Genomic DNA, 23,349 nt, shown 5'->3' with positions numbered 1-23,349 from the left:
ACCCAACTGATCCCGCCCCAGATCCCCGAGGACGCCGCCACGATCATCGAGCAGATCACCGGGCAACCGGGACACTAAGCAAATGCATCAACTCAGGTCTGATGGAGGAAACCCGGATGCTTCGCGGCCGGCGACACCTGACGCCCCTCAGGCTCGGCGCTCGGCAGTATCCGCACCGGCGGCGATGCCATCGAGGATGACGTCGAGGCCGTCGGCGAACCAGTCCCGCTCATCCGGCGGAAGCTCATCGGTGATGAGGGCCCGGAGGCGGGGAAGCGCGTCGAGGTCGACGCCGGCCAGGCGCTGCTGCCAGTTGCGACCCGGGTCGTCCGACGCGGGGTCGGAGTCATCCGGGGAGTGCTGCGCGGCGCCGAGCGCGACGCGGGCGCTGCCGTGGACGTAGTTGTTGATCGTCAGGATCGCCCGTCCCGCCGACAGCGTGGGCAGCCCCAGCTCGTCGAGAGCGGACAGTGCCCACTCCATGGTCGTCAGGGAGGAGAGGCCGAACGGGGGAGCGGGGGTCGCCGTCGCGGTGAGCATCCAGGGGTGGCGGAGGAAGGCGTCCAGGTCATGGCGTGCCAGCGCGTGCATCGCCTCCCGCCAGTTCGCTGCGGCTCGCTCGCGATAGGAGGTGTCGGCGGTGACGTCCTCGACCATCGCGGTGATCAGCTCGTCCTTGTCGGCGACGTGCCGGTACAGCGACATCACGCCCGCACCGAGATGCAGTGCGACCCGTTTCATCGTCATGGCTTCCAGACCGAGCTCATCGGCGACCTCGATCGCCGCCGTGACGATCCTGTCGCGCGTGAGCGGGCCGGAGCGGCCGACGCGGGGACTCATCAAGGACACCTCCGAGGGTGAGCCTAGCGTGTGCGTATCTCGTACGCTACAGTGCGTGCGAGATACGCAACGGAGGGACTTCGCTATGAACACACCACCTTCGGCCGTCGGGTCCAGCTCCCGGTGGCTCGCCCTGGCCGTGCTGACCCTGCCCGTCATCCTCACCTCGATGGACATCACGATCCTGCACATCGCGATCCCCTCCATCACGCGAGAGCTGCAGCCCAGTTCGAGCCAGACGCTGTGGATCCTGGACGCCTACGGCTTCCTGCTCGCCGGGCTGCTGATCGTCATGGGCAACCTGGGGGATCGGATCGGCCGACGGCGACTGCTGATGATCGGCGCATCCGTGTTCGCACTCGCCTCCGCCCTCGCGGCGTTCTCGCCGTCGCCCGAGCTGCTGATCCTCGCCCGCGCCCTGATGGGGATCGGCGGAGCCACCCTGATGCCCTCCACGCTCTCGCTGATCCGGAACCTGTTCACCGACCCGGCCGAGCGCACCCGGGCCATCGGGATCTGGACCGCGAGCCTGTCCGCCGGCATCGCGCTCGGGCCGATCGTCGGCGGGTTCCTGCTTGAGGAGTTCTGGTGGGGCTCGGTCTTCCTGATCAACGTCCCCGTCATTCTCGTCCTGCTGGTCGCCGCCCGCGTTCTGGTCCCGGAGCACCGCAACCATGCATCTCCGCGGCTCGACTTCGCCAGCGTCATGCTCTCGTTCGCCGGGATCATCCCGTTCGTGTGGGCGATCAAGATCATCGCCGAAGACCTGCGGGTCTCGTCCGCAGTCCTCGGTGCGCTAGCCTTCGCCGCGGTCGCGGCCACGGTGTTCATCGCGCGCCAGAGGCGGTTGAGCGATCCGCTGGTCGACATGGCGCTGTTCCGGGGCCCGCGATTCTCGGGCGCCGTCCTCGGAGCCGGGCTGGCCATGTTCTCCCTCGTCGGCGTCATGCTCTACAACGCGCAGTATCTGCAGCTGGTGGTCGGCCTCTCGCCGCTGCCCGCGGGCCTGGCGCTCCTGCCCGTCATGGTCGGGGTCGCTTCGATGTCCGTACTCGCTTCGGTGCTCGTGCGACGGGTCGGCTACCCGGTCGTGTTCGGAGCCGGAGCCGCTCTGGCCGCGGCCGGCATGATCGCCTTCAGTCGCGTACCGGCCGACGACGGACTCCCTCTCGCCGTCGTCGCCTCGGCGTTGATCGGGGCCGGGATCGCCCCGATGATGACCCTGGCCACGGACGTCGTCGTCGGGTCCGTCCCACCGAGCCGCTCCGGGGCGGCCTCGGCGCTGACCGAGACCGCCGCAGAGCTCGGCGCCGCGCTGGGGATCGCCGTGCTCGGATCCGTCGGCACAGCGATCTATCGCTCACGACTGACCGACGCGATCCCGGCCGACGTGCCGGCGGGCACCGCGGACGTGGTGACCTCCAGCCTCGGCGCGGCGCTCGAGATGGCTGGGCATCTGCCGGCGACCGCTGCCGGTCACCTCGCCGAGCAGGCACGGGAATCCTTCGTCGACGGCCTCGCGGTGGCCGCCCTCGTGGGCGGCGTGATTCTTGCGGGAGCCGCCGTGGTCTGTCCGGTGCTGCTGCACCGCGGCGGACCACCCCGGCGCATGGCATCACCCGTCGCGGAGTGACCAGGCAGCGCCGGCTCGGGCGTGGTCCGATCCGGCGCCGGTTCGACGGTTGCGCCGCCCGCCCGGATAATGAGCCGTCGCCCGCCCCCGTGATCGATGAGGTCCCCGCCATGAACGCCCCGTCCCTGGCTCGCGCCGAGCACCGCCGATCCGAGGTCGGCCCGGTCGAGCTGTTCTTCGACCTGGTCTATGTCTTCGCGATCATCCAGCTCTCCCACCTGCTGATCGAGCATCTCTCCTGGGAAGGCGCGGCGGAGACCGTCGTCGTCTTCGCCGCCGTGTGGTGGGGGTGGAACTACACGGCGTGGGCCATGAACTGGCTCGACCCGACCCGCACGATCGTGCAGCTGTTCTCCGGGGTGCTCATGCTCGGCGCGCTGGGCATGTCCATCGCCATCCCCACGGCATTCGGCGACGGCGCCTGGCTGTTCGTCGGCTGCTATCTGTTCATGGGCATCCTGCGCCCGGTGTTCATGATGCTCGCCCACCGGGGCCAGCAGCTCGCGGCCAACTACCGCATGCTGCTGCTGTGGACCCTGCTGGCCGGCATCTTCTGGGTCGCGGGAGCGGCCCTGCCGGCTGAGTGGCGGCTCCTGCTGTGGCTGGTGGCGGTTCTGATCGACTATGCCGCACCGCTGGCCCAGTTCCGCATCCCCGGCGTCGGAGCGGCCCCGATGCACTTGTGGGACACCGACGCCGAGCATCTGGCCGAGCGCAACCGCCTGGTGTTCATCATCGCCCTCGGCGAGTCGATCCTGCTCATGGGCGGGACCATCGTCGACCACGGTCACTTCACCGCGAGCCTCGCCCTCAGCGCGCTCGTCGGGTTCGCCTCCCTGTTCGTGCTGTGGTGGAACTACTTCGCACTCGCCGGCCCCGAGACCAGCGGCGGGGACGCCTCCACCGGTGCCCTGCGCTCGGCCTACGCCTACGCGCACGCCCTGATGGTCCTCGGCGCGATCCTGGTCGCGGTCTCCATCGAGCTGCGTCTCGCCCACGAGCACCTCACATCAGGGGCCGTGCTGGTGACGACCGCGGGACCGCTGGTCTACCTCGCCGGCAACCTGCTGTTCCTGCGGTCCCGTTTCGGGCGCCTCGCCCGGTCGCGGTTCTTCGCAGCGGGTGTGCTGGTGGCGATCACCGTCGTCGCCCTGCCCCTGGCCGAGCAGCTGCCGGTGGTCCTCTTCAGCGTCGCGGTGCTGGCCGTGACGGGCGCGCTCGCCGCGCACACCGCCTACACGACGCGGACCCGGGCGGCGTAAGCGGCGGGGCGCAGCGCTCCACCGATATCGGGCCCGCGCGGGTGTGCGGGTCCGGCCGTCGGCGCTCAGGCCTCGGGGTCCGAGTGCTCGGCGGGGAGGAGCAGGCCGTCCCAGAAGCCGCGCAGGCGCTCGTCGCCGACGGCCAGACGCGCCCGCGGACGCCAGGTCCACGCGGCTGCCCACCCCGCATGCAGAGCGATGTACCCACCGATCGCCGTCATGATGAACATCGGCCACATCTGGGTCCCGATCGCGGCCGCGCCGCCGGAGATGGCGATCACCAGCGCCTCCGCACCCGCCAGCGCATACAGGCCCGCGCGCGTCAGGCGTCCGGCACGACCGGCCGCGGGGTGGGAGACGAGCACGGCAGCCGGGCCAGCCCGTCGCCGCTCGGCGCGGATCCCGCCGATGACCGCGACGATCGCAGCGAGCAGCAGTGGCAGGGTCAGCACGACAGGGAGCGCGACGTCGTTCACGCGGTGCTCATCACGGGGTGACGAGAGAGCGTGCGACGGTCAGGAGGTCATCGACCCGCCGCTCCAGGTTGTCGATCTCCATGGCCTCAGGCCCTCTCGCTTTCGACGCGTGCCAGAATGCGTGCGATGAACCGAGTGGCCGGCTGGGCGCCGGGGGCCTCGTCCGGATGCAGGTCGGTCACGGCCGTCAGCGTAATCGGACCTGCGTGAGCAGGGCACGCCGGCTCACGCGGCGGCCGTCCAGTTCTGGGCCGTCTGTCTTCCGGGCTTATACCGTCGGGGCTTGAATGGTCCGATGCCGCAGCACAGGCCAGGAGGGAGGGCGCATGGCGGGCTCCGGCGAGGTCGCGCTTTTCCGCGCACCCATGCGCTCCCGGGACGATGACGTGCCGGACGGGTCGGGCGTCGCGCGAGCCCTGCGCGAGGGAGTCTGCGGCATGGGCGGAGTCCTGCAGCGTCCGCCCAGCTCGCTGGACGAGGCGATCACTGCTGCAGCCGCTGAGCACGACGAGCGGCTCGCGCGCCGCCTCGAGCGATTCGCGGAAGCACCCGAGGGTGCCTTCGTGTGGACCCGCGATGCCGAGGGCCACTACTGGCTCGGGCCGATAGCCGGCCCCTGGCGGTACGACGAGCGGCAGGCCGCCGTGGCCGCCGATCTGGTTCACGTGCGCGCGTGCAACTGGCGTGACGAGCCGATCGATCCCCGCAGTGTGCCCGCAGCCGTCGTCACCACCTTCGCCCGCGGTGGCCGGAACTGGCAGCGCATACGGTCGGCAGCGGCTTTCGAGGCGACAGCTGCGCTGTAGACGCCGGCTCACAGGTCGTCGAGCCGCCGCAACAGGTAACCGGCGACTGGGGGCGTGGGGAACGGGCACCGGGTCACTGCCCGATACGCTCCTGCGCCTGCGTGCCCACTGGCGAGAAAACGTTGACCAGGTTCCCGTCGGGATCATGGAACAGCAGGGACCGGTTGCCCCACGGCATGGTCGTCGGCTCCTGCACGAACGTCGCGACGATGCCCTGCAACCGGGCATAGGCCGCCTCCACGTCCGCGACGAGGAGATCGAAGGTGACCGAGTGATTCGCGCCGGCGCGGACCGCACCGGCCAGCAGCGGGGCGGTCTGGGAGCTGGCGATGGCGAGAGTGCCGGTGTCTGTCCGCAGCTCGGCGAACAGAGGATGGAGGCGGGTCGCGGCGACCTCGGTGATCTGCTCGTAGAAGGCCACGAGACGGTCGACGTCGTCGGTGATGATGCGGGTGGCGGCAAGCTGCATGAGTGAACTCCTGATCGTGAGCGGCCCGGGCACGGGCTGTGGTCTCGACGCTATGGGAGCTTCCGGTCAGAAATTGCCCGGTATTGAGAGAGACTTGGAGCATGCCAGGCCCTTCCGCGCGAATGCTCCGGTTGCTCGAGCTGCTCCAGTCCGCCCAGATACGCACTGTCGGGGAGCTGGCCGAGCTTCTGGAGGTCGACGAGCGCACGGTGCGCCGCTATGTCGCCCACCTCGCGGAGATGGGCATCGAGATCGACGCGGTGCGGGGGCGCTACGGCGGGTATCGCCTGGCCGCTGGCTCCCGCATGCCGCCGGTCATCCTCGATGACGACGAAGCCGTCGCCGTGATCCTCGGCCTCCTGCGGGCACAGTCCTCGACCGGAGCACCCGACATCGACGCCCAGACCGCGCTGGCGAAGTTCCGGCGCGTCCTGCCCGCGGCGTCGGTGCGCCGGCTCGACCAGCTGATGGCCACCGCCGTGTTCGCCGACGCCCCGTCACCGCGAGAGGGGGCTGACGGCGACGCTCCCGACGGCAGCATCCTGCTGGCGCTCGCCGACGCGATCAGCGAGCGCCAGCCGCTCCAGATGCGCTACCGCAACGCCGACGGAGAACCCTCGCTGCGCACGGTCCATCCTTACGATCTCGTCGCCCGCGCCGGGCGCTGGTACCTCGTCGCCCTCGATGTCGCCCGAGGCGAGGAGCGCACGTTCCGCCTCGACCGCGTCCGCACGGCGCGCGCAGTGCCGGGCACCTTCGTGGCGCCCTCACCACGCGATGCGGCACGCCGCCTGGTCGACGGGTTCGCCGCCGCGGACTATCGCTGGCTGGTGCGCCTCCGCCTCCGCGCCTCCCGCGACCACATCCGCGCACACCTCCCGGACTCCGTGGCCCAGCTCCAGCCGTGCGACGGGGATGACGAGAAGAACGATCCGGGGGATGAGCCGTGGTCCCGGGCCGAGATCCGGGCTCAGCACCTGGATTGGCTGCCCGGGGTGATCGCTGCGCTCGGATGCCCCGTGCTCATCGAGGAGCCGGAGGAGCTGCGCGACCTCGCGCGCGTCGCGGCCGCCCGACTGCTGCGCGCCGCCGGCGACGAGGCGGAGTGAGCGCGACGCGGAGTCATGAGCTCGGCGGAGAGCGGTGAGCGCGACGAGAGGTGGCAGGCATGGTTCTCGTGCACCGTCGCGGGGCCCAGGGCCGGTGCGTGCCCGGCGAGAACTCACTCGGTCCCGGGCCGTCCGCGGTTCCGTTTGATCTGCGCGCGGCGGCGTTTTCCTTCCAGTCGGCGACGCTGAGATCCCTTCGTCGGCCGTGTCGATCGGCGTGCCACCGGTGGGACCAGGGACTCGCGCAGGAGCGCAGCCAGGCGTTCCCGGGCGGCGGTGCGATTCCGGCGCTGTGCGCGGTTCTCCTCGGCGCTGATCGTGAGCGTCGTTCCCGAGAGCCGCGCAGCGAGCCGGTCCATGGCCCGTTCGCGCTGGGTATCGCTGAGCGCCGTCGTGGTCGCGAGATCGAGGCTGAGCTGGACGCGGGAATCTGTGGTGTTCACGCCCTGGCCGCCCGGCCCGGAGGAGCGGGAGAACTGCTCGGTCAGGTCCGCCGCCGGGATCCGTAGACCGCGGGGCGCGCCGGGGCCCGGAGGCACGTACAGATCGTCCATGCCTCGAGTGTGCCCGGTCGCGAGGGGATGTGCAGAGCTCAGCGTGCTCGCTCACGCGCGTCGGCGCGGCGCAGCTTCTCCCGCAGCGCCTGCCGATCGGCATCGGCCCACGGGCCGGACTCCGTGAGCGGGATATCGACCAGGAAGCGCCGCTCCGTCTCGGGGATGCGGGCCACCAGCAGATCGGGATCGCGCTCCGCGGTGGCGTACAGATCCGGTCCGTCCGCGTAGTAGGGGTCCGCCAGGACGAGCCGCCCTGTCCGATTGCGCATGATGTTGGACGGGTTCTCATCGAGGGGGCCGCACCATGGGAGATCGCGCCGGGCCTCGAGGTGGATCTCGACCACCAGAGCCGCGAGCTCCGCGAGCTCCGGCTCGGGCGCCTCGAGACGGGCCAAGAATTCCTGCGCCTCCGGGACGGACACCGCGCTCAGGCGCTCCATCAGCTGGAGATCACCGCCCCCGGCCAGCCGGCGGTGCGCGAACAGCTGCGGTACACGCCCCGTCGGGGCGGCCGCGCGGTACAGCCGCGCCGTATAGGGGCCGACGGGATCGAAGGGGCTGAGTCGCGCGACGACGTCACCGTCCGGGGAGGCGAGCGCGATCGCCCAGTCACCGGCGCCGCACCGCGCCCATCCGGCACTGCGCAGTGCCCGCTCCACATCGGTGTGCGTGGAGTCGAGCGTGACCGCGCCGGTCGCGGCCCGCACCGCGGTGTCCATGGCGGTGACCATAGCGGCCCGGGGCCGCCGCGGCACAGCGAATAACCGCGCGGCGACGGAACCTAGTCCAGGCTGTCCTCCTCGCGCAGCCGGGGCTCGACGCGTCGCTCGGGGGAGTGGCCGGCCTTGTCGGCGTAGAAGGCGCGGATGCGATCCATGTCCTCGGCGACGTTGCCGGTCAGCTCGAACGTCGGTCCGAGTCCGGTGGTCATCGTGGTGCGGTCGACGAATCCGAGAGTGACCGGAATTCCGGCCCCGCGGGCGATGCGGTAGAAGCCGGACTTCCAATGCGTGTGCTCTCCGCGGGTGCCGTCGGGGGTGACGACCAGGCCGAAGGTCTCGCCCGCACGTGAACGCCGAACCACGTCGTCGACCACCCGACCGGCATCCTCGCGATCCACCGGGATCCCGCCGAGTGCGCGCATGATCGGGCCCCGCCAGGTGGTGAACAGGCTGTGTTTGCCCAGCCAGTGCAGCCGGATCCCGAGCCGCCAGGCGATGGCGAGCATGAACACGAAGTCCCAGTTGGAGGTGTGCGGGGCGCCGACCAGCACGGTGGGACGATCAGGCTTGGGCTCGGTCACCAACCTCCAGCGGCTGATCGACCAGAACGCGCGGGCGGCGAGGTGGCGGAGCATGCGCTCAATCTAGAGCACGGGGGTGAGGATCCCGGCACGGGGCCCTCTGTGAGGCAGGGGCAGGACCGGGAGGAGCCGGACCGGGAGAGGCAGGACCGGGAGGAGCCGTTCGGCGAGGCTGACAGCGACGGAGCAGCGGCGTCAGGCCTCTCCATCCGCCGTCGGCCAGGCATTGGGTCGACAGCCCTGGAGGTCGATGCTCTGCTGCAGCATCACCGGCGCCGCGAGTCCGTCCCCGCCGCACGAGACGTGCTGATGGCCGAGGAAATGCCCCACTTCGTGATTGACCAGGTACGCGCGATACTCATCGAGGTCGTCGTACGTCGGCGTCATGTGCGTCCAGCGATCCGAGTTCAGCGCGACATCCTCACCGATCCGGCAGCTCCAGAGCCCGTTGGTCCTCGCCGGCAGGCACATCTGATCGACCGTGGGCGGCGAGGCGAGGGAGATCGTGAAGTCCGCCTGGCCGGGGTCGGAGATCTGCTGGAAGTGGACGTCCTCGGTGCTCTGCCAGCCGCGGTCGTCCCCGAGGATCTCCGCGATCGTTCGTGCCGTCTCCTCGGCGTCGATACCGATCCCGTTCTCGACGCGCAGCGCATAGGTGTGGACCGTCTCCGATGTCGGCTCGGCGCTGGTGACCGGTTGCGCCGTGGTCCAGGTGCCGTCGCCGACGGTGCCGGACTGCACGATCTCCTCGTCCCGCGCGTCCGGTTCGTCGGTCGACGTCGACGTCGGCGTTGCGGCCTCGGCGACGGCCGACGGGGTCTCGGTCTCGCTGGGGGCCGCGGGGCTCTGGTCACTCGGGCCCGGTGCCGGCGAGGAGTTCTCCGGCGGGGCGAACGGCGTGATGCTGAGGACCAGCGCCACGCCCGTGACCAGCACCGCGGCGGCGACGATCCCCGACCGGAGCAGGCGCCCGCGCCGGGTGAGGACGATCCGGGAACGGGCCGTTGATGTCCTGGGCACGCATCAACGATACGGGCTCGTCCGAGCGAACAGGCAGGCACGCCACACCGGGAACGACAACTGCCGAACTCTGTGATCGACCTGATGGAGAGCCGGGACCGGCGCCCGTCGGGACGCCGCAGTCAGGCCCTCTCCTCGCGCAGCAACACCGTGGCGGTGATGGCATCGCCGACATCGATCTGTTCGGCACGCTGGACCGCGACCTTGATGGGCAGCAGGAACCGCCCGTCCTTGGGCCACATCGCGGTATCGAACTCGGTGTCCCCGATCGTGGCGACGACGGGGACCTGACCCCAGTACATGAACCCACGAGCGGCGTCTCTCACGTCGTGAGAGATGTCTGCCGGCAAGGGCGCGAAGACGTACGGGGCCGGGCCCCGCCACGGGATCAGCTCTGCCGTGAACTCCCACTCCATGGCTCTGAGAGTAGCGGCGGCGCGACCCCACCGCACCGGTGGGGTCGCGCCGTGCCATGCGGGACGACACGTGGCCGGGCTCAGCCGACCGCTGCGGCGGAGCCGGCGAGCGCCGGATAATCGGTGTATCCGCGCTCGTCCCCGCTGTAGAACCTCGTGGGGTGGGGCTCGTTGAACGGTCCACCGACGGCCAGACGGGCCGGCAGGTCCGGGTTCGCCAGGAACATCCGTCCGAAGGTGAGGACGTCGGCCGTGCCGTCCTCGAGGAGCGCGAGCTGCTTCGGACCCGTGGGCTCCGCCCCCGTGAACGGGTTCAGCACGAGCGTCGACGGCCACAGCGACCTGACTTGGTGGGTGAAGGCCCGCTGGCGATCCTCGAGCAGGTGCAGGTACGCCAGATCCAGGTCGGCGAGGCCGCGTACGAGGTGCTCGTAGACGCGGCGCACGTCCTCGACATCGGTCTCCTCGATCCCGTTCAGCGGATTGCCGGGGGAGATGCGGAAGCCGACGCGGTCTGCGCCGATCTCGCCGGCGACCTCGCGGGCCACGAGCAGGCCGAAGCGGGTGCGGCCCTCCAGGGAGCCGCCCCAGCGGTCCTGACGCCGATTGGTGTTCGGCGCGAGGAACTGGTGGATCAGGTACCCGTTGGCGCCGTGCAGTTCGACCCCGTCGAAGCCGGCGTCCACCGCGTGACGCGCCGCCCGCACGAAGTCGCCAATCGTCTGCTCGATCTCCTCCTCGCTCAGCTCACGGGGCGCGGCGAGGTCCTTCTTCCCCTCGCTGGTGTGGACGTATCCCTCGGCCCGCACGGCCGACGGCGCGACCGGCTGCAGGCGGCCGGGGGTCAGCAGCGGATGGCCGATGCGGCCGGTGTGCATGAGCTGGGCGACGATGCGCCCGCCCTCGGCGTGCACGGCCGACGTGACCGATTTCCATGCCTCGACCTGCTCGACGGTGTGCAGTCCCGGGGTGTCCGGGTATCCCTGGCCCACCTCCGAGGGCTGGATGCCCTCGGTGACGATCATTCCTGCGGAGGCCCGCTGGCGGTAGTACTCGGCGTTCAGGGACGTGACGGTGGCGCCGGGCCCGTAGGCGCGGCTGCGAGTCATGGGGGACATGGCGATGCGGCTGTGAAGCTCGATAGATCCCAGGGTGAGTGGTTCGAAAGCGATGGACATCAGGGAGTTCCTCTCGGTCGGGCGACGTGTCGCGCAAGCCAATGCTTCGACATCGAAGTAATATGACCATAGCAGTGCTTCGAGATCGAAGCAATGGGCATGGTGTCGAGCAGCGACAGCGACGTTCGAGGACAATGGGCTGATGGCTGAGGACCGACAGATCTCCCCCCGCGAGCTCGGGGTGTACTTCGCCCTGATGGAGTCCGCGACCCTGCTGCGCTACCAGGTCGAGCAGCAGCTCAAGGTCGATGCCGGGCTGGGGTACGTGCAGTTCGAGATGCTCGCGACCCTGGTCGATGCCGGGGGAGAGATGACGATGACGGCGCTGGCCGATCAGCTCGTCCACAGCCGCAGCGGTCTCACCCACCAGGCGGGGCTGCTGGAGAAGTCCGGGTTGATCGCGCGGTCTCCGCACCCGAGGGACCAGCGGTCGACGCTGGTGCAGATCACCGAGGCGGGGCGCGACGCGGTGGCGACGGTGATGCCCGGCCATATCGCGATCGCGCGCGAACTGTTCCTCGACGAGCTGAGCCCCGAGGAGCTCGAGGCCCTCGACGCGGTGCTGCCCCGGGTGCGCGAACACATGCGGGCCAGTACCGAGGCGCGTTCGAAGCGATCTCGCTAGGACCCGCTCAGCTGTCCGCTTCCCGCAGCGCCCTCCCGGTCGCCGTCTCCGGCAGGCCGCTCACGGGGCCGGTGAACAGCACCGTCCCGCCATGGCGACCGGGACCCGGCCCCAGATCAATGACCCAGTCCGCCCGGCGGATGACATCGAGGTTGTGCTCGATGACCACGACGGTGTGGCCGTGATCGATCAACTCGTCGAGGACGGACAGCAGCGTGGTGATGTCCCGCAGATGCAGACCCGTCGTCGGCTCATCGAGCACGTAGATGCTCGGGGCGTCGGCATCCCGCAGCTCCTTGGCGATCTTCACCCGCTGTGCCTCGCCGCCGGAGAGGGTGTTCAGGGACTGGCCTAGCCTCAGATACCCCAGGCCCACGCGATCAAGATGCTGCAGCTTCGAACGGATGGAGCGGTCCTGGAGACGCTCGAGCGCCTCGGTGATGCTCAGATGCTCGATGTCGGAGATCGTGAGCCCGTCGAGAGTGTGCGAGAGCGCCTCAGCGGTGAATCTGGTGCCGTGGCATGCCGGGCACACGGTCTCCTGGCCGTCCATGAAGGCGAGGTCCGTGTACAGCACGCCGAGCCCGTCGCACTCGGGGCATCCGCCGGTGGAGTTCGCGCTGAACAGGCCTTCCGGGGCTCCGGTCTCACGCGCGAACAGCTTTCTGATCGCAGTCGCGATGCCGGTATAGGTGATCGGCGTGGAACGTCTGTTCGCGGCCACGGGGCGTTGGTCCACGACGATCGCCGGATGCTGGTCGACGAGTTCGGTCGCGAGGCTGGACTTGCCCGATCCTGCCACGCCGGTCAGAACCGTCATGACGCCGGTGGGGATCCGCTCGGTCACATCCTGGAGGTTGTTCCGCCGGGCGCTCTCGACGCGGACCCAGTCCCGAGGTACCCGCGGGGTCTGCACCGTGGGCCGCTGAGCGGCCAGGGCATGTCCTGTGGGGGTGTCGGCCTCGCGCAGCTGCTCGAAGCTGCCCTGGAACACGAGCCGCCCGCCCTGTTCGCCGGCACCGGGCCCGATCTCGACGATCTCGTCGGCCATCGCCATCAGTGCCGGATCGTGCTCGACCACCAGCACCGTGTTGCCCCGGTCGCGCAGCTGCTGCAGCAGTTCCGCCATGTCGGCGACGTCGCTCGGATGCAGGCCGACGGTGGGTTCGTCGACCACGTAGAGCATCTCGATCAGGCTCGAGCCCAGGTGCTTGACCGCCTTGATGCGCTGGGACTCCCCGCCGGAGAGCGTGGTGGTGGCGCGCGCGAGGTGCAGATAGCCCAATCCCACCGTGATCATTGCCTGGAGTCGTTCACGCAGCGCCTGCACGGCGGACCCGACCCCGGGCGCATCGATCCCGCGGAGCACGTCGCGCAGCTCGGGGATCTCCAGGCGGCTCATCTGCCCGATCGTGAGTCCCCGGACGGTGGCGATGCGCGCCGCCTCGTGCAGTCGTTCGCCCTCGCACTCGGGGCACGTCGCTGCGTGTGTGAACTCCTCGATCGTGCGGCGCTTGCGCTCGGAGGGCTCGTCGGAGGTGCGGAGGTAGATGCGCTCGAAGCGCTCGAGGACACCCTCGTAGTCCGACGGGGGCCTGGTCCCGAGCGCGGCGGCATGCTGCCCGCCGTACAGCAGGGCGTCGCGCTCGCGCTGCGTCCATTCCCTCAGCGGCGCCTCCGCGTCGAACGTGCCGATATCGGCATACTGCGCGTACCAGTAGCCGCCCTCGCCGAAACCGGGCAGCCGGATCGCCCCCTCGGAGAGGCTGCGATCCAGATCGAGGACGCGATCGACCGCCGGTGAGAGCACCTCGCCCAGCCCATCGCAGCGCGGGCACATGCCCGAGCGGTCGTTGAAGGAGAAGCAGTTGGACTCGCCGACGAATGGTGTGCTCAGTCGGGAGAACAGCAGCCGCAGATATGTCCAGGTGTCGGTGACGGTCCCGACCGTGGAACGAGCGTTGCCGCCCAGGCGTCGCTGGTCGATGACGATCACCGGCGACAGTCCGTCGATGGAGCCGACCTCCGGTCGGGTCCACTTCGGCAGGCGGTTGCGGGCGAACGGCGGCAACGTCTCGTTCAGTTCGGCGCCCGCTTCTGCGGCGATCGTGTCGAAGACCAGTGACGATTTCCCGGACCCGGAGATCCCGGCGAACACCACCAGCTGATGACGCCCGATGGTCAGATCGAGGTGGTCGAGATTGTTGGTGCGTGCATCCCGGATCCGGATCATGTGCTCGCGCATGAGGTCAACGGTAGAGCCAGATGCGGCCGGATCCTGGCCGCATTCCGTGCGAGGATCGCGGCGTGCCCGATGTGACCCGGCGGATGCTCGACCTGCTGACCCTGCTGCAGACCGGCAGGGAGTACTCCTGCGCCGGCCTGGCCGGCAGTCTGGGGGTCAGCGAGCGCACCGTCCGGCGCGACGTGGACCGGCTGCGCGGTTACGGGTACCCGGTGCGAACCCGCCCCGGTCCCGGTGGGCACTATCGCCTCGCGGCAGGGCGGGCGATGCCGCCTGTGATGCTGGAGGACGACGAGGCAGTAGCGATCCTGCTCGGTCTCGCGGCGTCCTCCGCGGGCAGTCCGGGCGAGCCGGGGAGCATCCGCGAGGCGGCCTCTCGTGCCTATGGCAAGCTCGAGCAGATCCTGCCCTCCCGGCTGACTCCGATGGTGACGTCGCTGCGCACGAGCCTGGAGGCCGATTCGTTGCCGACGGTCGATGCCGGGATAGCTGACATCTCTGCCCTCGCGACGGCTATCCGCGACCGCCGCGTGGTCGAGTTCGAGTATCGGCGGGCGGGTGACGCCGGAGCCTCGGAGCCGCCGAGTCGTCGGCGCGTCGAACCGCACCGGCAGGTCCACCATCTCCTGCGCTGGTATCTCGTGGCCTGGGACCAGGACAAGCAGGACTGGCGCATCTTCCGCCTCGATCGTCTCCGCGCGCTCCGTCAGCGCACGCAGACCTTCGAGCCGCGCTCCCTCCCGACCGGTACTGCGCTGGATCAGGTGCAGGCAGGGGCCAACCGTGACCGCACCAGGGTGGTGCTGACCGTCGAGGCGTCACCTGCCGAGGTCGCGGCAGCGCTGCCCTACGAGGCCCTGGAGCTGCATTCCGCTCAGCACGGATACACGCGCGTGGTGCTCCACAGCGAGAGCTGGCGATGGCTGCTGCTCCAGCTCAGCCACCTGGACCGCCCCGTCGTGGTCCATGAACCTCGGGATTGGGCCGAGCAGATCCGTCGCGTCGCCGGCACGCTGCTCCGGGACACGGGGCATCCCGGGTTCCGCGGCCCGGAATAGACTCCCCGAGGATGAGCGCATCGGACCCCGATACCACGGCTCGAGGACGCCTCGGGCCCGTCTTCTACGCCTCGCTGACCCTGTCGGTCGCCTTCGTGATCGTCGGGATGCTGCTGCCGGTCGCGCTCTCCGACTCTCTGGCAGCGATTCGCGGGGTCGTGGTCGGCACCTTCGGGCCCGTGTACCCGGTGACCGTGACGCTGCTGCTGACCTTCGTCGTCGTCCTCGCGTTCCTGCCCGTCGGGCGGGTGCGGCTGGGCGGGCCGGAGGCGGAGCCGGAGTTCGGCGCGGTGTCCTGGATCGCGATGCTCGTCAGCGCGGGGGTGGGGCTCAGCTTCCTGTTCTGGGGAGCGGCCGAGCCGCTCATCCACCTCGCCGAGCCGCCGCACGGCACCGCCGAGCCTGGCTCGAGGGAGGCCGCCCGCGCGGGGATGCGCTACGCGTTCCTGTTCTGGGGCCCGCACGCGTGGGGAATCTACGCGGCCGTCGCGATCGCCATCGGGTACGCGGGCTTCAACCGCGGCAGCGGCATGCTGGTCAGCTCCGCCTTGCGCCCGCTGCTGGGGCGGCTCGCCGACGGCTGGGCGGGGCACGTGATCGACACTCTCGCCGTGCTCGCGATCCTGTTCGGCGTCGCCACGTCCCTGGGGCTCGGCACCGGTGAACTCAACGCCGGCCTCGCCGACCGGTTCGGTGTGGCCGACTCCTACGGGGTGAAGATCCTGATCATCGCCGCACTGATGACGTTCGCGACCATCTCGTCCATGACAGGGCTCGGGCGTGGGATCCGATGGCTGAGCCTCGCCAACGCCGCCTGTGCGGCGTGCTCCTCGTGCTCGTGCTCCTCAGCGGTCCCACCGCCGCGATCCTGTCGACGCTGAGCACCGGCGTCGCGGACTATGCGCGCGGGTTCGGCGGGATGAGCCTGGCGACCGAGGGCGGGGCGGGCAGCTCGTGGACGGGGGAGTGGATCTACTTCTTCTGGGCGTGGTGGATCGGATGGGCGCCGTTCGTCGGCACGTTCATCGCGCGCATCTCGCGGGGTCGCACCATCCGCGGCATCGTCGTCGGCGTCGTGCTGGCCCCCAGCCTGATCAGCGTGGTGTGGTTCTCGGTCTTCGGAGGCACCTCCCTCGAGCGGGAGCTCAGCGGCGCCGTCTCGGTCTCCGGCATCGCCGGGCAGGCGAAGTCTGTGGCAACGTTCGCGGTGTTCGACACGCTGCCGCTGACGGGATTCGTTCTCGCGCTGCTGGTCCCGGTCCTGGCGCTGCTGTTCATCACCTCAGCGGACTCGGCCTCGTTCATGCTCGGCAGCACCACCACCGGGGGCGGGCTGAAGCCGCCGCGACCGGTGCGCCTGATGTGGTCGTTCGGGGCGGCCTTCGCCGCGGTGCTGCTGCTCAGCGGAGGGCAGGACGATCTGCGCAGCGCCGCGGTCATCGCCGCGGTGCCCTTCACGCTGATCCTGCTCGGCCTCGGGATCTCCCTGGTCATGATGCTGTGGCGTGACCGGAGGCGGCCCGACGGATCGCAGCCGGGGGCAGTGTCGCGCTCGTGAGCGCGGCGCCGTCGGGCCCTCCGCCCCGCGACGGGCCCGACGGATCAGCTGTGGTGCGCTCGGCCGCCTTCAGCTCGCAGCGGGCTCCGCCTCCGCGGGGGACGACGGGCCGGCCTCGGACCTGCGCGAGCGCGCATCCCGGAGGAAGAATGCGCCGACGATGCCGAGGGCGGCGACCACTCCGGCCACGATGAAGGCGACATTGACGCCGTGGACCGCGCCGGCCATGCCGTACTTCTCGGGATCGCGCGCCGCCGCGGACATCACGGTCACCAGCACTGCGGTGCCCACCGAGGCGGCGATCTGTCGCAGCGTGTTGTTCAGTGCTGTGCCGTGCGGGATGAGGTGCGGGGGGAGCTGGTTCAGTGCCGCCGTGGTGACCGGCATGATCACCATGGCCGTGCCCAGCATGCGCACGCTGTTGACGATCGCGATGTAGGCGAACGTGGTCTCCGGGGTCAGCGTGGCGAGCATGAACGTGGAGACCGCAACCAGCGAGAAGCCGGGGATGGCGAGCCACTTCGCCCCGAACCGGTCGAAGATGCGCCCGGTGACCGGGGACATCAGTCCCATCACGACGGCGCCGGGCAGGAGCACGAGGCCGGAGGAGACCGCTGAGTGCCCGGCCATGTTCTGCATGAACAGCGGGATCAGCAGCATGCCGCCGATCATCGCGATGAACACGATCATGCCCAGCGCGGTGCCGAGGGTGAAGATGCGGTAGCGCAGCACCCGGAACTCGAGGAGCGGCTCGTCCAGGCGCAGCTGGCGCCGGATGAACCACGCCAGGGCGAGGGCGCCGACGGCCAGCGGCACGATCGCCTCGGGGCTGGTCCAGCTGGTGTTGCCGGCGTTGCCGAGGCCGAACAGCAGTCCACCGAATCCGACCGTGGACAGGATGACCGAGAGCACGTCGAGGGTCGGGAAGGTGCGCTCGGTGACGTTCTTGAGGATGAAGTGGGCGACGATCATGTCGATGACGGCGATGGGCAGCATCATCAGGAACAGGGTCTGCCAGGGCAGATGATCGACGATCCAGCCGGACAGGCTCGGGCCGATCGCCGGGGCGAAGGCGATCACCAGGCCGAAGGTCCCCATCGCCGTGCCGCGCTTCTCGATCGGGAAGACGACGAACAGGATGTTCTGCATCAGCGGCATGATGATGCCGCCGCCGGCCGCCTGGATCACGCGACCCACCAGCAGGATGCCGAAGGCCGGCGCCACGGCGCACAGCAGGGTGCCCACGGTGAACAGGCCCATCGCGGCGAAGAACAGGGTGCGGGTCGTGTACTTCTGGACCAGGAACGCGGTGACCGGGATCATGATCCCGTTGACCAGCATGAACGTCGTGGTCACCCACTGTGCGGAGACCGCGGTGATGCCGAAGTCGCGCATGAACGCCGGTAGCGCGGTATTCAGCAGCGTCTGGTTCAGGATGACGACGAACGCGCCGGAGACCAGCACCGCCAGGACGGCGTTGCGGTTGACCGTGCTCGGCGTCGCGGATCCGGTGTCCGTGCCCGTCCCTGGCGGGGCCGGCCTGCTGCTCTTCTCTGTCTCAGTGGTCACGCGAAGGTCTCCTCCAGGTCTGGTGCGGTCGGTTCGTGCGCCGGCCGGGATGGTGCAGGGTGTGTCGTCGTCCGTCGTCCGTCGTCCGTCGTCCGTCGTCCGCGGGCTGGGTGCTCAATGGGCGGGGGAGGGCTGTGCTCCCAGCAGATCGCCCTGTTCGAGGAGCGCGAAGCCTTTGTCGATCTGGCGTTCCAGGCTCTGCTCCCCGTCGGTGCTCCAGCGGCGCATCGCCACCCGCAGCGTGCTGACGGCGATCGCCGCGAGCAGGTCCGGGCGGAGGTCGGGCCCGGGGTCGGTCCCGAGCCTCTCGGCGAGGGCCTCGGCAAGGGCTCGTTCGACCCAGGCGTAGTGCGTGAGCTGGCGGGCCATCAGGGGCGGGTGCTCCTGGACCAGCTTCTTGCGCGCCAGCGCCCGTCGGCGACCCATGTGGTTCGTCCCGAAGAAGTCGCACTGGGCGAGCACGACGCGCAGCGCCTGCAGCGGCGACTCCTCGGAGGGGCGCTCCAGCAGCATCCGCTGGATCTCCTCCACGGGCACCGCCGGTTCGGCGACCAGGGCATCCTCCTTGCGGGCGAAGTAGTTGAAGAACGTCCGCGGAGCCACCATGACGGTCGCGCTGATCGCTTCGACCGTCAGCGCCTCGATCCCGTACTCGAGCGCGAGATCCAGGGCGCTGTCCTTGAGCGCCTGACGGGTCTCGAGCTTCTTCTGCTCGCGCCGTCCCACGGCTTCCTGTGCTGCGTCCAAGTTCCTCATTGATTTTTACAGTACGTGCAAGTTTGCACGGCATGCAAGGTTCGTCGTGTGTGCGCCTCATCGCGTCGGGGTTCGGGACGGCGGCGGTGCGGCCGCGTGCGAGGGGTCGGCGGGCGCCGGGCCGTGCCCGCAGCTGAACGCCCCTCAGGCCGTGCTCGACCCTTGACTGGTGTACGGTGTACACCTACGCTCGAGGTGTACGCAGTACACCTCTGATCGGGAGCATGCCATGCGTATCGAACCTCTCGCCCTTCAGGCGGCCGCGGCGATCGCGGCCGTCGCCGCCGGCACTCTGTTCGCCGCGATCCAGTTCATCCATCCGCCCGATGAGCTGGCCAGCGTCACCACGCCGGCCTGGGCCCTCGTGGCCGCGCTGACCCTGGCCATGGCGATTCTCGGGCTCGCCGGTGTCAGCGGCGCCTATCTCCGTCAGGCCCGCCGGTCCGGCGTACCGGGCCTGGCCGGATTCCTGCTGCTGGCCGCCTTCTATCTCCTGACCGCGATGGTCATGTTCGTCGAGGCCCTCGTGCTTCCCGTCACCGCGGAGGAGGCTCCCGGCATCACCATCGACTTCATCGCACTCGCCGGAGGCGGGGAGGTCACCGGGGATCTCGGGGCACTCACGGCACTGGGGCCGCTCTCCGGTGTGCTGTTCATGGGCGGAGGCGTGCTCTTCGGCGTCGGCCTGTGGCGCTCCCGGGTCCAGCCGCGCTGGGTGGCCGTGCTCATCGGGCTCGGCGCGCTGGTTCCGCTGGCGACCTCGTTCCTGCCGCATGAGCTGCATCGATTCGCAGCACTCCCGTTCGCGCTCGCCCTGATCGGCCTCGGCCTCACCTGGCGGCCGCGCCGCGGTCGGACGGACTCGAGCCCGCGCTCGGAAGCCGCCGTAGTCTGACCCTCCGACCCGATTCGAGGAGGGACATGGCACCGGCCGACGGACGTACCCCCGTCACGCGAGGGCGCGCACTGCGCGAAGCGGTGGCACTGGCCGACGAGGACGGGCTCGCAGCGGTGACCATGCGCAAGCTGGCGGCACGTCTCGGCGTGGTCCCGATGGCGCTGTACAAGCACGTCGAGGGCAAGGAGGATCTCCGGGACGGGATGGTCGACGAGCTGGTGTCGAGCATCGCCCCGTCGGATCCGTCCCTGGCGTGGAATGCCCGGGTGCGGCACACGGTGCTCGCCGCGCGGGAGCTGGTCCTCGCCCATCCCTGGCTGCGGACGCTGATCGAGACCCGCACCCGGCGCACCCCCGCCGTGCTCGAGCACATGGAGCGCGTGACCGGAGCGTTCCTCGCCGGAGGGTTCTCCCCGGATCTCACCCACCATGCCATGCACGCCCTGGGGCACCGCATCTGGGGCTTCAGCCCCGAGGCCTTCGACGCTCCAGGCGTCCCGGACGCGGCGACCCCACCGCCGGACCCCGAGGCGCGAGCGCAGATGGTCGATCGGATGGCCCAGCAGTATCCGAGCATCGCAGCGGTGGCCCTGGCCACGGTCGGCGACGACCTCTCCCGGCTGGATGCGGGGTGCGACGAGCAGTTCGAGTTCGAATTCGCCCTCGACCTGCTGCTGGACGCCGTCGAGCGGCTCCGCGACGCCGGATGGTCCTCGCCGCGCCGCTGAGCCGCTCGCCGCAGTCTGCTCTCGCCGGCGACGCCCGGGCCGGTCAGCTCTGGCGGCTGCGGCGCAGCATCCAAAAGCCGGCGCCCAGGGCCGCGAGGGCCAGAGCCGCCACGCCGGCCGCTTCCGTGCCCGTACGGGCGAGCGTTCCCTCTGCCGAGGGGCCGGAGTCGACGGCGACGGCGTCGGAATCCGAGGAGCCCGGGACGGTCACGGTGACCGTGCCGTCACCGGCCGGGTCGCTCTCGCCGCCGGCGGGCTCGCTCTCGCTGCCGGCGGGCTCGCTCTCGCTGCTGGCGGACGGTGCCGGGTCCTGCCCCGCGTCTGCGCCGTCCCCGGTGCCGGTCCCCGCGTCGCCGGTGCCTGCGTCGGTGTCGTCGCCGGTTCCCGGATCCGTGGCTTCGTCGAGTTCCGTACCCGGTTCCGTGCCCGGGTTGGTGGCCTCGCCCGCAGAGCAATCCAGCCCGGTCAGCTCGGCTGCGCGCAGCGAGTGGCCGTCGGTGTCCGCGTCATCGGCGTAGTAGATCGCCAGGGCGCCGTCGGCGCAGGTCTCCAGCGGGGCGAGGGCCACGCCCTCGTTGGCGATGTTGTCCATCCCGGCGGGACGGGCGGTGCGCTCGGAGGCGGTGACCTCACCGGCCGTGAGGTCGTAGCTGACCGATTCGCCCTCGCAGGCCTCGTCGCAGAAGGCGCGCAGCGTCCCGGTCGATTCCTGCAGATCCAGCGCCATCACGCCGTCGAAGGGGGAGGCGAGCGTGGCGACGAGATCGGCGGACCCGTCGGGCATGAGCGCGAGGGCGTACACCTCGCCCGTCGCCTCGAGCGCCACGAAGGCGTAGGCCTCGGCGCCGGCGGGGACCTCGCCGCCGAGGTTGTCCAGGGCACTGGCCGGTGCGACCTCGATCGCCTCGAGGCCTGCGTTCGCCGCCGTCTCCGGCAGCAGTGCGGTGAGGTCCCATTCGGCCTCGGCGACCAGTTCGTCGGCCCCCTCGGCCGCGGCCGGGTCGTAGCGCAGCACGGCGTTGTGGCTGGTGCCGCCGGTGTCGTTGTCGCGCTCGATGGACTGGTAGAGCTTGCCGTCCTCGCCGTAGGAGATGCCCTCGCCGTCCGGCGTGCCGGTGCCGTCCGGGAAGCGCGTGGGGATGCCGCCCGCGGGCCAGCCCTCGGAAGGTGCGAACGTGCCGTCGGCGTTCTCGACGAGCCGGGAGATCTGGCCGGCGTCGTTGTTGGTCGCCCACAGCACCATCTCACCGTCGATCATCGCGGCGTCCAGCCCGGAGAGGTCCTCGCCCCATGCGGCCTCGTCATCCAGCACGGCGACCTCACCGCTGGTGGGCAGCTCCGCGGCAGGCTCGGGCTCGGCGCAGTCGTTCGTCTCGCCCGGGGTCGCGCTCGCCTGGGGGACGTACTCGTCCTCGCACAGGCCGTTGCTGGGGGAGACGTGCTCGCTCCAGGAGGTCTCGCCGAGCTGCGCACCGTCCGGAGCGAACAGGCGCGCCGCGTCCTCTCCTCCCAGCCCGAAGCCCAGTTCGTCGCCGGTGATCAGCAGCAGTCCGCCGGCCTCGAGCGTGGTCCCGGCCGGGATCTCGTAGGTGTGCTCGTCGTCGTCATCGCGGACGACGTATCCGCCGAGGTCTGCCGGCTCGTCACCGGTGTTGCGCAGCTCGACGAAGTCCTCGCCCTGGGAGCCGGTCTCGTTGATGACCACCGGGGCCGCGCAGTTGTTGGCGGCGCCCTTGGTGGGGAGCATGCTGAGCTCGAACGCCCCCGTGCCGTCGGCGCAGCGCTGCAGGGAGGGCTTGGCGTGCGTGTCGTCCGCCCAGTCGGCTGTATCGACCAGGGTGCCGGTAGGGGCGAACAGCCGGGCCATGTCGCCCTTGCCCAGTCCGAATCCCAGTTCGTCGCGGTCGACGACCACGTACTCGCCGGGTTCGATCACGGTGCCGTCGGTGAACACCGAGGGCTCCTTGGCGTCGTCGTCGTCCAGCAGGTACCAGCCGCTGAGATCCACCGGCTCGGAGCCGGTGTTGGTCAGCTCGACCCAGTCGTCGGGATCGCCGCCGTTGGAGACGACCTCGTTGATCACCACGGAATCCTCGCCGGGAACGGGCTCTGCGGGCTCGGTGGGCTCATCCTCGGGCATCGGGCCCGAGTTCTCGGCGCCCTGGGTGACCTCCTCGGCCACGACGAGCTCTCCGTCGATGACGATGTACGTGGTCTCGGCGTGAGAATCCCACGCCACGGAGTCCACCTCGGTCGTGCCGTCGGGCAGGTACAGACGCGCCTGGTCGGACTTCCCCAGCCCGAAGTCGAAGCCTCCGTCGCCGTCGGTCTCCTCGCTCTCGAGCACCAGATGCGCACCAGGGGCGATGGTGGTTCCCTCCGGAACGGTCCAGTCGCGGTCGTCCTTGTCATCGCGCAGGTGCCACCCGGAGAGATCGATGGGCTCGGAGCCGTTGTTGACCAGCTCGACCCAGTCGGGGCCGTCGCCGCTGGACTCGACCTCGCTGATGCGCACGTCGTCTGCCGGGGCGGCGAGCGCCGGGGCGAGGCCGATACCCAGAGCGGCGGGAACCGCAAACAGGGGAGCGGCGAGAGCGAGCGCGGAGAGGCGCAGGACAGGGCGGGGGCAGCGGCGCAAGGGCGCTCCTCGGATCGGGATGTACTGGACGACCTGGACATCCGATCACTGCCAGGTGAACGCGGGGCGTCCTGGGCGTGACCGACAGCGGACGGGCCGACGGGGCCGACGGGGCCGACGGGGCCGGCGGTCCGCGCCGACCGGGGCCGGGCGGCCGTCACGGACCGGGTGGTCGCCACGGGAATGTTCGCGGCGCGTCGCGTGT

The 23,349-nt window shown here is 70.4% G+C and carries 21 protein-coding genes and 1 pseudogene; 9 read left to right on the top strand and 13 right to left on the bottom strand.

Features of this window, described 5'->3' with window-relative positions; all coding sequences use genetic code 11:
• Positions 1-147 precede the first annotated feature (147 nt).
• Positions 148-840 (bottom strand): TetR/AcrR family transcriptional regulator, encoded by a 693-nt coding sequence (locus ACFQRD_RS14335; RefSeq protein ID WP_377019446.1) that lies wholly within the window; start codon positions 838-840, stop codon positions 148-150.
• A gap of 85 nt (positions 841-925) precedes the next feature.
• Here ACFQRD_RS14335 and ACFQRD_RS14330 point away from each other — a divergent pair, with 85 nt between their 5' ends.
• Together ACFQRD_RS14330 and ACFQRD_RS14325 are read left to right on the top strand one after the other, a co-directional pair.
• Positions 926-2,473, top strand: coding sequence for an MFS transporter (locus ACFQRD_RS14330; protein ID WP_377019445.1), 1,548 nt, complete (start codon positions 926-928; stop codon positions 2,471-2,473).
• 110 nt (positions 2,474-2,583) lie between these two features.
• Complete coding sequence (locus ACFQRD_RS14325; protein WP_377804619.1) at positions 2,584-3,735, top strand: low temperature requirement protein A; 1,152 nt, start codon at positions 2,584-2,586, stop codon at positions 3,733-3,735.
• Between the two features lie 65 nt (positions 3,736-3,800).
• On the opposite strand, the gene ACFQRD_RS14320 is transcribed toward ACFQRD_RS14325, so the two are convergent.
• Entirely contained in the window at positions 3,801-4,211 is a 411-nt protein-coding gene (locus ACFQRD_RS14320) for a hypothetical protein (protein WP_377019442.1), read from the bottom strand.
• 326 nt (positions 4,212-4,537) lie between these two features.
• Between ACFQRD_RS14320 and ACFQRD_RS14315 the strand changes: the two genes are divergently transcribed.
• The gene (locus tag ACFQRD_RS14315) at positions 4,538-5,017 is read left to right on the top strand and encodes a GAF domain-containing protein (protein ID WP_377019440.1); all 480 of its coding nucleotides are present in this window, start codon (positions 4,538-4,540) and stop codon (positions 5,015-5,017) included.
• A gap of 73 nt (positions 5,018-5,090) precedes the next feature.
• Here ACFQRD_RS14315 and ACFQRD_RS14310 read toward each other — a convergent pair whose 3' ends face one another.
• Complete coding sequence (locus ACFQRD_RS14310; protein WP_377019439.1) at positions 5,091-5,486, bottom strand: VOC family protein; 396 nt, start codon at positions 5,484-5,486, stop codon at positions 5,091-5,093.
• Between the two features lie 101 nt (positions 5,487-5,587).
• Here ACFQRD_RS14310 and ACFQRD_RS14305 point away from each other — a divergent pair, with 101 nt between their 5' ends.
• Complete coding sequence (locus ACFQRD_RS14305) at positions 5,588-6,595, top strand: helix-turn-helix transcriptional regulator (RefSeq protein WP_377019438.1); 1,008 nt, start codon at positions 5,588-5,590, stop codon at positions 6,593-6,595.
• Between the two features lie 113 nt (positions 6,596-6,708).
• Here the strand turns inward: ACFQRD_RS14305 and arfB are convergent, their stop codons facing one another.
• The 6 genes from arfB to ACFQRD_RS14275 form a co-directional block, all read right to left on the bottom strand.
• Positions 6,709-7,149 carry an alternative ribosome rescue aminoacyl-tRNA hydrolase ArfB gene (gene arfB / locus ACFQRD_RS14300; protein ID WP_377793247.1) on the bottom strand — a complete coding sequence of 147 codons (441 nt, stop codon included), beginning with the start codon at positions 7,147-7,149 and terminating at the stop codon, positions 6,709-6,711.
• Positions 7,150-7,187: 38 nt separating this feature from the next.
• Positions 7,188-7,871, bottom strand: coding sequence for a hypothetical protein (locus tag ACFQRD_RS14295; protein WP_377793248.1), 684 nt, complete (start codon positions 7,869-7,871; stop codon positions 7,188-7,190).
• Between the two features lie 62 nt (positions 7,872-7,933).
• Positions 7,934-8,509 carry a 1-acyl-sn-glycerol-3-phosphate acyltransferase gene (locus ACFQRD_RS14290; protein WP_377793249.1) on the bottom strand — a complete coding sequence of 192 codons (576 nt, stop codon included), beginning with the start codon at positions 8,507-8,509 and terminating at the stop codon, positions 7,934-7,936.
• Positions 8,510-8,650: 141 nt separating this feature from the next.
• The gene (locus ACFQRD_RS14285) at positions 8,651-9,475 is read right to left on the bottom strand and encodes a DUF3152 domain-containing protein (protein ID WP_377804617.1); all 825 of its coding nucleotides are present in this window, start codon (positions 9,473-9,475) and stop codon (positions 8,651-8,653) included.
• 122 nt (positions 9,476-9,597) lie between these two features.
• Complete coding sequence (locus tag ACFQRD_RS14280) at positions 9,598-9,891, bottom strand: DUF1905 domain-containing protein (protein ID WP_377793251.1); 294 nt, start codon at positions 9,889-9,891, stop codon at positions 9,598-9,600.
• Between the two features lie 80 nt (positions 9,892-9,971).
• Entirely contained in the window at positions 9,972-11,069 is a 1,098-nt protein-coding gene (locus tag ACFQRD_RS14275; RefSeq protein WP_377804615.1) for an alkene reductase, read from the bottom strand.
• A 142-nt stretch (positions 11,070-11,211) separates the two neighbouring features.
• On the opposite strand from ACFQRD_RS14275, the gene ACFQRD_RS14270 reads away from it, so the two are divergent.
• A complete protein-coding gene (locus tag ACFQRD_RS14270) occupies positions 11,212-11,694 on the top strand; it encodes a MarR family winged helix-turn-helix transcriptional regulator (protein WP_377793253.1) in 483 nt (160 codons plus the stop codon).
• 7 nt (positions 11,695-11,701) lie between these two features.
• Here ACFQRD_RS14270 and ACFQRD_RS14265 read toward each other — a convergent pair whose 3' ends face one another.
• Positions 11,702-13,939, bottom strand: coding sequence for an ATP-binding cassette domain-containing protein (locus ACFQRD_RS14265; protein WP_377804613.1), 2,238 nt, complete (start codon positions 13,937-13,939; stop codon positions 11,702-11,704).
• 62 nt (positions 13,940-14,001) lie between these two features.
• Here ACFQRD_RS14265 and ACFQRD_RS14260 point away from each other — a divergent pair, with 62 nt between their 5' ends.
• Both ACFQRD_RS14260 and ACFQRD_RS14255 read left to right on the top strand, forming a co-directional pair.
• Positions 14,002-14,997, top strand: a complete 996-nt coding sequence (locus ACFQRD_RS14260) for a helix-turn-helix transcriptional regulator (RefSeq protein WP_377804611.1) — start codon at positions 14,002-14,004, stop codon at positions 14,995-14,997.
• A gap of 11 nt (positions 14,998-15,008) precedes the next feature.
• Positions 15,009-16,555 (top strand): annotated as a pseudogene (locus ACFQRD_RS14255) (BCCT family transporter).
• A 69-nt stretch (positions 16,556-16,624) separates the two neighbouring features.
• Here the strand turns inward: ACFQRD_RS14255 and ACFQRD_RS14250 are convergent.
• Positions 16,625-18,124 carry an MDR family MFS transporter gene (locus tag ACFQRD_RS14250; protein ID WP_377804609.1) on the bottom strand — a complete coding sequence of 500 codons (1,500 nt, stop codon included), beginning with the start codon at positions 18,122-18,124 and terminating at the stop codon, positions 16,625-16,627.
• 114 nt (positions 18,125-18,238) lie between these two features.
• Positions 18,239-18,871: a TetR/AcrR family transcriptional regulator gene (locus ACFQRD_RS14245; RefSeq protein ID WP_377804607.1), complete on the bottom strand. Its 633-nt coding sequence runs from the start codon at positions 18,869-18,871 to the stop codon at positions 18,239-18,241.
• A gap of 238 nt (positions 18,872-19,109) precedes the next feature.
• Here ACFQRD_RS14245 and ACFQRD_RS14240 point away from each other — a divergent pair, with 238 nt between their 5' ends.
• The gene (locus ACFQRD_RS14240; RefSeq protein ID WP_377793258.1) at positions 19,110-19,775 is read left to right on the top strand and encodes a hypothetical protein; all 666 of its coding nucleotides are present in this window, start codon (positions 19,110-19,112) and stop codon (positions 19,773-19,775) included.
• Positions 19,776-19,801: 26 nt separating this feature from the next.
• Positions 19,802-20,506 (top strand): TetR/AcrR family transcriptional regulator, encoded by a 705-nt coding sequence (locus ACFQRD_RS14235; protein WP_377793259.1) that lies wholly within the window; start codon positions 19,802-19,804, stop codon positions 20,504-20,506.
• 43 nt (positions 20,507-20,549) lie between these two features.
• On the opposite strand, the gene ACFQRD_RS14230 is transcribed toward ACFQRD_RS14235, so the two are convergent.
• The gene (locus ACFQRD_RS14230; RefSeq protein WP_377793260.1) at positions 20,550-23,144 is read right to left on the bottom strand and encodes a lamin tail domain-containing protein; all 2,595 of its coding nucleotides are present in this window, start codon (positions 23,142-23,144) and stop codon (positions 20,550-20,552) included.
• Between the last annotated feature and the right edge of the window lie 205 nt (positions 23,145-23,349).

This window comes from Brachybacterium sp. GCM10030268, from assembly GCF_042666305.1.
Lineage (GTDB): Bacteria > Actinomycetota > Actinomycetes > Actinomycetales > Dermabacteraceae > Brachybacterium.
The sequence above is the reverse complement of the archived record's forward strand: the minus strand, read 5'-3'. Positions and strand labels throughout refer to the sequence as shown.